We start from the raw sequence: 9118 nt of genomic DNA, 5'->3' as shown, positions 1-9118 counted from the left end.
GGGATGGGCCCTGGGGCTCGGCGGGCGCGGCTGCCGGTGTCGACGGGTGGGCCGCCTGCGGGTGGGCGGTCGGCCATGCCTGGGCGGCGGGCCGCTCCGGAGCGACGTGACGCTCCTGGGTGGCAGGATCGTCCTGGGAAACCGGCTGGGCTGTCGCCTCTTCGGGGGCCGGGACAGGGTCCGGGGCCGGGTGCCGGGACGCTGGTGGCGGCGTGGCGGTGGGCGCGGCGGGTGCGTAGATGGCGTCGGTGTCACGCTCGCCCGCGCGCCCGGGACCGAAGTCGGGCAGCCACGTCGAAGACCCGCCGCGGCGGGACGAGGTGTCGCCGGGGCGGGTGTAGCCGGTCTCACGAGCGGGCGGCTCGGGGCGGAAGGATTCTCGCGACGGAGGCTCCTGGCGGTGGCCGGGATCCCGCGACGGAGGGTGGCCGGGCTCGCGCGACGGCTCCGGCCGAGTGCCCGCCTGCCCTGCGGTGTCGTGGTCGAAGGCGGACTCGCGCGAAGGCGGGGCCTGGCGGTGGCCGGGGTCGTGGGACGGGTCGTGGCGATGGGCCGTCTCGCCGGACGAATCGCGGCGGGAGGGGGAGTCCGCGGTGTCGAAGGACGTCTTCCACGCCGGGGCGGGCTCTCGCGGCGGGGCGGCCCGGTCGAAGGGCACCCCGCGCGAGGACGTCTCACGGGACAGGGCATCGCGCGACGGCATCTCACGGGAGGGCGTCTCATGGGACATGGCGTCGCGCGACGGCGTTCCGCGGGACGGCGTCTCGCGGGACGGCTGCTCCGAGGGCCGCGCGTACGCCGTCTCGGACGACCTCGGCGGCGGGTTGTAGCCGACCGCTGGCTCCTCCGGCTCGCGCCGCGAGACCGGGGGAAACGGCAGCGCGTCGGAGGACAGCGGCGGCACCGGCTGCAGCTTGGCCACCCGTGGTGCGAACGGCGTCACCGTGGTGTCCTCGACCACGGGAGGATCGGGGTCGAAGTCGGCGGAGGACAGGCGCAGGGCCTCGTCGTCGTGGGGGCTCACGTGGCGCTTGCGCGGGTCGAAGAGCCATTCGGCGTGACGGGTGTGACCGTTCCACACGTAGCCGAGCTTGACCCGCCACAGGCCGTCGTCGCGTTTGGCGGAATCCCAGTCGATCTCGTCGGTGGGCACGCCGCGCCTGGTCAGGCGCTCGGCGACGAGGTCGCCGAGGGTCGGGCCGGGCGAGGACTCGCCGGGCATGCGTACGGACACCCGCTGCGCCTGCTGGGCGACGTATTCGCGCTCCTGCAGCACCGGCCCCTCGAACCAGCGGACTCGCTCGACCGGGATCCCGGCGGTAGCGGCTATCTCCTCCGCCGTCTCTCCGGCGCGGATGCGGGCCTGGATCTCCTTGGGGCGCAACGGACTCTCCACTTCGATCTCGTACTGGCCGAGACGGGAGAAGTTGCCGCGGACGGCAGCACGGAGCCGGTCGTCCACGGGAAGCGTGAAGCGCGTACCCCGCCCGGCAGTTGCCAGCACGAGATAGGTGCCGTCCTCACTCACCGCGACGAGTCGGAGCTCCTGCATGCGAGTCCTTTCGCCAGCGTCGCCATTCTTCCCCCGGACCCTTGAGTCTCTCGCGTGTGCCGGTTGCCTGCCAGCACCGTACCCGGCATGTCCGAACATCGCCTTCCTGGGATAGTCCCGAGGCGATGTGACGCCGGTCACATTCGTGGAATCCATCCCTCTAGAGCCCGCCGTCGCGCATGAGGAGGTTAGAGGCCCTTGAGGGATTCTGGCGAATCTCGCCGCGCGCCGGAGCGCACTTGAGCCAAGAGGCCACAACGGACGGGTGGGCGGCCGGATGGAGATGCAGATGCCGAGCGGCGGCCCCGGCGATGTACGGAGCGTAGGCGGAGTACGCGACTCCGGCCTTGGTGACCTGACAAGTCCGGGAATGCGCTGTTCCGACGACGAACACCCCCGATCGCACCAGAGCGCGTACGGCGGCGCCGAGGGCGGGGGAGTCGGCGCCGTCGATGGACAGGTTCGCGACGGAGGGGCCGCGCGCGTGCCTGCGGATCCAGTCGAGCCCCGCCAGCGCGTCGGCCAGCGTGCCCGAGCCGCCGCAGCCGAGCACGCGTACCGAGGCGATGCGGGCCTTGGGAGCGACGGCGTGGACACGGCCCGCGGTGCGCGTGCCGTTGCCGGCGCAGTCGCGCCCGGTGCCGCCGGTGGCGTCGAAGGCCCGCCAGGCCCGGTCGCCGAACTCGGGCCGTCCTGGGTCGAGGCCGCTGTCCACGACGTACACGGTGGTGCCCGCGCCGGTGGCCCGGCTGGACGGCGGAGGATCGGCTCTTCTGCTCGTCATGGGATGGATCTGCCGGTCGGCCTCGATCGCGCGTACCCGCGGGTCGGCCCGGAGCTCGGCCAATTCGGCGGCGGTGAGGAAGGTGGCGAACCCCGGCAGCGCCGCGGTGTAGTAACGGCGCACCCGCCATCGCGCCTCGCCGACGAGGTCGCGGGCGGCGCCTCGGCCGCGGGCGGTGACGATGTAGGGCCGGACGGGTTCGGTCACGGCGGGGCGCAGGGCGGTTCCTGAGGCGGGCGTCATGGCCAGCGGGATGGCGGTCGCGGCGGCCGTGGCCACGGCCGCGGCGAGGTAAACGGAGGGCAGGCCGAGTCGTCGGGGCACGAGCCACGAGGTTGCCTGTCGCGCACGTCACAAGAACATCAGGACACGCCGTCGCGTCTATTCCCGGGAAAGTTTTTACCGAACAACGATACGAGGGGACTGATCCGGGGGATGAGCGGCGAGCAGCGGACTTTTGAGCTGACCGTCCCACAGATCATGGGGAGCGCCCTGGCCGCGGTGACCGCGGCCGTGGCCGCTTCCTATCTCGGCGTCGCAGGGACAGTGATCGGCGCCGCGGTCGTCAGCGTGGCCAGCACGATCGCGGGCGCCGTCTACACGCACTATCTCGCGCGTACGTCAGACCGGGTCAGGCAGCGCGCACTGGCCGGGCAGCGAGCCGAGGGCGAGCCCGCGGGAGACGGGCCCGCCGAGCACGAGCCCGCGGGAGAGTCGGGCGATGAGGGGTCCACGCTCGTCATGCCGGCCGTCGGGCCGGTCTGGCGCCTGCCGTCGTGGACGCGGTTAGGGGCGGCCGCGGCCGTGGTGTTCGCCCTCAGCATGGGCGGCATCCTGGTCTATCAGGCGGTGACCCGGCAGACGGTGCACGAGCAGGTCACCGGCAGGCACCCGAAGGGCGCGGACGAACGCCACGCGCCGGTCGACCAGCGGGAGGAGGAGGACCGGCCCACCCGGGAGCCCGAGCACGCGCGCGGCACGGTGACCCGCGAGCCCGCCACGCCCACGCCCACGCCGACACCCACGGGGACCCCGTCCCGGCGGTCCGAGCCCACGAAGACGGTCACGGTGAAGCCGAACCACACGGCCTCCACCACGCCACCGCCCGCGGTGGACGACCAGCCCGGCGATGAGCTGCCCTCCGATGAGCCGCCGCTGACTCCGCCGGCGCTGGAGGAGGGCCCCGAACGCCCCGATCAGGCCGACCAGGTGGACACGCCCTCCGGCTATCCGAGCACGACGTCCAGGTAGGCGTTGGCGAACAGGCGCCGCGGGTCGAGCCGGTCGCGCAGCGCCTGGAAGTCCGCGAAGCGGGGATAGGCCCCGGCCAGGGAGGCGGCGTCCCTGGTGTGCAGCTTGCCCCAGTGCGGCCGCCCGTCCAGCCGGGTCATGATCTCCTCGACGCCCGCGAAGTACGCCGGGTGGGGCGTCGGACGGTAGACGTGGCAGGCGACGTACGCCGACGGGCGGCCGTACGCGGTGGACAGCCAGGCGTCGCTGGGCGGCGTGACCCGCACCTCCACCGGGAAAGTGATCTTCCAGTCCATGCGCTCGACGAGGTCCCGTGTCTCGCGCAGGGCCTGGGCCAGGCGCTCGCGGGGCACCGCGTACTCCATCTCGAGGAAACGCACGTCGCGCCGAGCGGTGAAGATCCTGTACGACGCGTCCACCGATTCCGAGTCTCCCAGGACGGCCGCGCTGACCTCGTTGATCCGCGGGATCAGACGGGGCACACGGGCCCCGAGCGCGCAGGCCGCGCCGAAGACGGTGTTCTCCAGGAACACGTTGTCCAGCCACCACCTGACGGCGCCGGGCGGCCGGGCCGGGCCCGCGTCTCTGTTGCCTGTCTTGACCAGGCAGGCGTCGGTGTGCGGCAGCCAGAAGAAGTCGAGGTGCTCGTTCGCGGAGATGAGAGCGTCGAGCGAGCCGAGGATCTCGCTGAGCGGCAGCTTCCGCCGACGGTGGCGCAGCAGGAACGCGGGCTCCACACGGAACGTCACGGCGGTCAGCACCCCGAGGGCGCCCAGCCCCACCCTGGCGGCGTCGAACAGGTCGTCGCCGGGAGAGACTGTCGTCACCGAGCCGTCGGCGAGCACCAGCTCCAGCTCGGTGACCTGGTCGGCGAGCCCGCCGCTGTCGCGTCCCGTGCCGTGGGTGCCGGTCTGGATGGCGCCCGCGACGGTCTGCTCGGTGATGTCGCCCATGTTCGCGAGGGCCAGGCCGCGTTCGTCGAGCAGTTCGTTCAGCACACGCAGCGGCGTGCCCGCCAGCACGGTGACGCGGTCGCCGGCGCATGACCTGATCCCGGTCAGCGCGGCTGGGCGCAGCATGATGCCGTCGGTGAGGGCCACCCCGGTGAAGGAGTGGCCCGTGCCGACCATGCGGATCCGCCGCCCGGAGTCGGCGGCGTCGCGCACCGCGCGTACGACGTCCGCGACGGACGCGGGCGTACGCACTTCCGCGGGGGTGCCCGACTGGTTGCGCGCCCAGTTCACGAAGGTCATGAGCACCCCCTTCGGCCGCTCGCCCGATCAGCTGCGGGCGAGGTTCACGTGTTCTCCCAGCCCGCGGGAACGGGGTAGACGTCGCCGGGTTCGAGTTTCACGTCCTGGCCCTTGAGCACCTCGGACACCGTCACGAGGTGGTAGCCCTTCTTCTGCAGCGACTTGACGATCGCCGGCATCGAGTCGACGGTCTGCTTCACCCAGTCGTGCATGAGGACGATGCTGCCCGGCTTGGCCACCTCCATGGACTTCTTCTTGATGGCGGTCGCGTTCTTGGAGCTCCAGTCCTCGTTGCCGCCGGTCCACAGGATGATCGGCATGCCGAACTCGGTGGCCACGTCGGAGACCTGCAGGTCGACCATGCCGTACGGCGGCCGCAGCAGCTTGGGCTCGACGCCCGCCGCCTTCTTCACCGCCTCCTGGGTCTTCTTGATCTCTGCCCTGATGTCCCACTTCTCGACCTTGCGGAAGTCGGGGTGGGTGTAGCTGTGGTTGCCGAGCTCGTGGCCCTCGGCGACCATGCGCTTGACGTAGGACGGGCGGCTCTTCACGTATTGGCCCTCAAGGAAGAACGTCGCCTTCGCGTCGTACTTCTTGAGCGTGTCGAGCAGCTTGCCCGCGTACTTGCCCGGTCCGTCGTCGAAGGTCAGGGCGACGCACTTGACCTGCGAGCAGTCGACCTCCTTCTTGGGGGCCTGGGCCAGTGCGGGCGTCGGCGTGAGGGTGACGCAGACAGCCGCGATAGCTAGCAGTGAACTGATGTGTCGGGACATAACTCGTAGCTTCCAGTGTGATGGGTGTTGCGAGGGATGTCCCGACGGTAGCGGATCAGCTCTTCGCGGGTGAAGGAGCCTGGGGAATTCTCAGCAGACCCGAACCTCCGACTCCCACGACCGCGGCCAGCGCCGCCGCCCCCAGGGCGAAGCCGTAGGCGTTGGACGCGCCGTACGCCTCGGTGAGCCGCCCGCCCGCCCACGCGCCGATCGCCACGCCGAACCCGATGGAGGTCGAGATCCACGCCATGCCCTCGGTGAGCAGCGACGGCGGCACCAGCCGCTCGGTGAGCGAGAAGCCCGTGATGAGCGTCGGCGAGATGGCGAAGCCGGCCAGGAACAGCGCGCTCGCCATGATCCACACGTTGCCGATGAACATGATCGGCAGCAGGCCCACCACCAGCAGCCCGAGCGAGCGTACGAACCGTCCGCGCAGCGAGATCCTCCAGTGCCGCGACCCGAACCAGAGCGCCGACACCATCGATCCACCCGCGAACGCCCCGACCAGGAACCCCGCGGCCGCCTTCACCCCGTGCTCCTCCGCGAACGCCACCGTGATCAGGTCGACCGACCCGAACACCGCGCCCAGCCCCAGGTAGACGCAGGAGAGCAGGGCGATACCGGGGATCAGGATGGGCGTGCCCGATGACGCCGTGAGCCGCTGCACGGGGGGCTGGGTGCGCCGCTGCGCCGCCAGCGCCAGGCTGCCGAAGAGCATGCAGATCAGGGCCACGGTCAGCCCGGCGAACGGGTTGACGCCCGTGGCGAGCACCGTGACGAGCACCGGACCCGTGACGAACGTCACCTCGTCGACGACGGACTCGAACGCGAACGCGGTGTGCAGCTTGCCGGAGCCGCCGTGGATCAACGACCAGCGGGCCCGCACCATCGAGCCGATGGACAGCGAGGTGGCCCCGACCAGCAGGCCGGTGACGTAGAGGGTCCAGTGGGGCAGTCCGTACCCGGCGCACAACATGAGAGCGGCCAGCGCGAGCGCGTTGACGAGGGCGATCGGCGTGATCACCCGGTTCTGGCCGAACCTGTCGGCGAGGCGGCCCGACAGGGGGGCTGCGATCGCGAACGACACGTTGGTGGTGGCGGCCACCGCGCCCGCGACGGCGTACGAGCCCGTCAGGGTCTGGACCAGCAGCACGACCCCGATGCCGAGCATCGACATCGGCATCCGACCGATGAACCCCGCCAGCACGAACCCTGTGGTGCCGGGCCTGTCGAACAATCCCCGGTAAGGCCCGACCACGCCGTTTCCCCCTTACTTCAAGGACTAACCATTGCGCACCGAGTGTCCGGACGGCAAGTGATATTTCCGGCGGGTGGGTTAACGTGTGCCGAGTGTCCGGTCTTCCCTCGTTCCGCGCGGTCATGCTCATGGTCATCGCCGTGCTCGTGGTCACCGTCGCGGCCGGTGGAGTCGTGGTGATTCTCGGCGACGACCTGGTCAGCACCACCAGTGAGCCCTCCGGTGAGTCTGTACGCAGCCCGCGCCCGCAGCAGCCCCGGCCCACGCCCCGCCTCGACGAGATCGTGCCCTCGGCCGAGCCGGTCAAGGACTTCGGCGAGGGCGGCCCGAGTGTCACGCCGACACCGCCGCGCGTGCTGGCGATCGCCCCGGCCGCCGTGCCCAAGCAGGCACGGTTCCGCCTCGGTGAGCTCGCGCACGTGCAGAAGGTGATCGTGGTGGACGCGGGCGCGGTCAAGGTGTCGGGCACCGGGCTGAACCTGCTCGCCGTCGACCCGTCCGGCTTCCGCTCGTGGACGCCGAAGCCCGTCGCCGACCAGCCGGGTGTCTGGAGCGCGCTGACCCGGGGAGAGCTGGTGGCCGACGCCGGCACGATGCGCAAGTACGGGATGGTCCTCGGCGCCATGTACCAGGTGGACGGCGGCCCCAGGCTGCGCGTCGCCGCCTCGGCCACGCTCGGGCTCAAGGGTGTGGACGGGCTGGTGAGCGCCGATCTGGGCAGGTCGCTGGGATTCGCGCCCGGCGTGGCCGTGCTGCTGCACGGCAAGCCGGGCAAGATCAGCGAGTCGGGCGTGCGCAGGCTGCTCGGCAAGGACGCACAGATCCTTCTGCTGGACGCCGCCGACCGCGCCGCGCGGAAACGTGTACCGGAGCAGCAGCAGCCGAAGAGCGTGAACGTGGGCAGGCCCGGCAGCTACCTCGAGCTCTACAAGGCCTCCGCCACCCGCTGCCCCGGCCTGTCATGGACGGTGCTGGCGGCGATCGGCCAGGTGGAGAGCGGGCACGGCCGCAACAACGGCCCGTCGAGCGCGGGCGCGCTCGGGCCCATGCAGTTCATGCCCGCCACCTGGAAGCACTACGGCGTCGACGGCGACGGCGACGGCAAGGCCGACATCTGGAGCCCGTACGACGCGGTGCCCGGCGCCGCCAACTACCTGTGCGCCAACGGCGCGGGCAAGGGTGGCGAGAAGCTGCGCAAGGCGATCTGGTTCTACAACCACTCGTGGGAGTACGTGAACAAGGTCATGGGCATCGCCGAGGCCTACGCCCGCACCTATGCCTGAGACCTACGCCTGAGGTCTGCTGCGGGGCGGCGGGCAGCAGGTCAGGGGGCAGGGCCGCGGCTCCGGCTCGTCCATCAGCTCGCGCACCATCCGTACGAACCGCGGATGCGTGCCGGCCGTCGACGCCCGCTCCATCGGCAGGCCCAGCTCGCCGGCCACCTGCCTGGCCTCCGTGTCGAGGTCGTAGATGACCTCCATGTGGTCGGAGACGAACCCGATCGGCACCAGCACCACCGACGGCGCGTCTGTCTTGCGCAGGAAGTCGCAGACGTCCGGCTCCAGCCACGGCACCTGCGGCGGGCCGCTGCGCGACTGCCACACCAGGTCCCACGGCCGGGCGCGGCCGAGCGCCTGGCCGACCAGCTCCGCGCTCCTGCGCAGCTGCGCTTCGTACAGGCCGCCGGACGGGCCGGCGGTCTCGGCCATCGAGACCGGGATGCTGTGGGCGGTGAACACCAGCCTGGCGTCGTCGTGGCCGCGGAGCGCGAGCCATTCCAGCGCCGCGCGCGTGTGGTCGGCCATCGCCGCCACGAACCCCGGGTGCTCGCCGTAGTGACGCATCTTGACCAGCTCGGGGCCGCCGTCGACCGAGATCCTGGCGATGTCCTCGTGGTATTGGCGGCAGCTCGAATAGCCCGCGAACGCCGACGTGGCGAAGACCGCCGCCTTCCTGACCCCATCGGCCTTCATCTGCCGCACGACGTCCTCGCCGAACGGGTGCCAGTTGCGGTTGCCCCAGTAGACCGGCACGCCGGCGACCGGGCGCAGCGCCTCGACCAGGTCGCGGTTCTGCTGGTTGATCGGGCTGATCCCGCCGAAGCTCTGATAGTGCTCGGCCACCTCGAGCAGCCGCTCGCGCGGCACGCCACGCCCGCGCACCACGTTTTCCAGGAACGGCAGCACGTCGTCGGGACCTTCGGGACCGCCGAACGACAGGACCAGCAAGGCATCGTATGTTCCCACG

8 protein-coding genes are annotated in these 9118 nt (G+C 71.4%); 2 read left to right on the top strand and 6 right to left on the bottom strand.

Going from position 1 to position 9118, the window contains the following annotated elements; genetic code table 11:
- A partial coding sequence (sepH, locus tag E1294_RS35410; protein ID WP_132515332.1) for a septation protein SepH occupies positions 1 to 1552 on the bottom strand: 1552 nt, incomplete at its 3' end.
- 160 nt (positions 1553 to 1712) lie between these two features.
- Entirely contained in the window at positions 1713 to 2660 is a 948-nt protein-coding gene (locus tag E1294_RS35405; RefSeq protein ID WP_132515331.1) for a protease inhibitor I9 family protein, read from the bottom strand.
- 111 nt (positions 2661 to 2771) lie between these two features.
- On the opposite strand from E1294_RS35405, the gene E1294_RS35400 reads away from it, so the two are divergent.
- The gene (locus E1294_RS35400) at positions 2772 to 3587 is read left to right on the top strand and encodes a hypothetical protein (RefSeq protein WP_132515330.1); all 816 of its coding nucleotides are present in this window, start codon (positions 2772 to 2774) and stop codon (positions 3585 to 3587) included.
- On the opposite strand, the gene E1294_RS35395 is transcribed toward E1294_RS35400, so the two are convergent.
- Genes E1294_RS35395 through E1294_RS35385 form a run of 3 tightly spaced genes read right to left on the bottom strand, consistent with a single transcriptional unit; the run spans position 3563 to position 6871 of the window.
- The gene (locus E1294_RS35395; RefSeq protein ID WP_132515329.1) at positions 3563 to 4840 is read right to left on the bottom strand and encodes a D-arabinono-1,4-lactone oxidase; all 1278 of its coding nucleotides are present in this window, start codon (positions 4838 to 4840) and stop codon (positions 3563 to 3565) included. The genes E1294_RS35400 and E1294_RS35395 overlap by 25 nt on opposite strands.
- A 44-nt stretch (positions 4841 to 4884) precedes the next feature.
- Positions 4885 to 5613, bottom strand: a complete 729-nt coding sequence (locus E1294_RS35390) for a polysaccharide deacetylase family protein (RefSeq protein ID WP_132515328.1) — start codon at positions 5611 to 5613, stop codon at positions 4885 to 4887.
- A gap of 55 nt (positions 5614 to 5668) precedes the next feature.
- Positions 5669 to 6871, bottom strand: a complete 1203-nt coding sequence (locus E1294_RS35385; RefSeq protein ID WP_132515327.1) for an MFS transporter — start codon at positions 6869 to 6871, stop codon at positions 5669 to 5671.
- A 92-nt stretch (positions 6872 to 6963) separates the two neighbouring features.
- Here E1294_RS35385 and E1294_RS35380 point away from each other — a divergent pair, with 92 nt between their 5' ends.
- A complete protein-coding gene (locus tag E1294_RS35380; RefSeq protein WP_165977637.1) occupies positions 6964 to 8154 on the top strand; it encodes a lytic transglycosylase domain-containing protein in 1191 nt (396 codons plus the stop codon).
- Positions 8155 to 8157: 3 nt separating this feature from the next.
- Here the strand turns inward: E1294_RS35380 and E1294_RS35375 are convergent, their stop codons facing one another.
- On the bottom strand, positions 8158 to 9117 hold the full coding sequence (locus E1294_RS35375) for a ferrochelatase (RefSeq protein WP_220448103.1): 960 nt from the start codon (positions 9115 to 9117) through the stop codon (positions 8158 to 8160).
- Position 9118: the final 1 nt, after the last annotated feature.

The sequence above is a fragment of the Nonomuraea diastatica genome (assembly GCF_004349015.1).
Classification (GTDB): domain Bacteria; phylum Actinomycetota; class Actinomycetes; order Streptosporangiales; family Streptosporangiaceae; genus Nonomuraea; species Nonomuraea diastatica.
The sequence above is the reverse complement of the archived record's forward strand: the minus strand, read 5'-3'. Positions and strand labels throughout refer to the sequence as shown.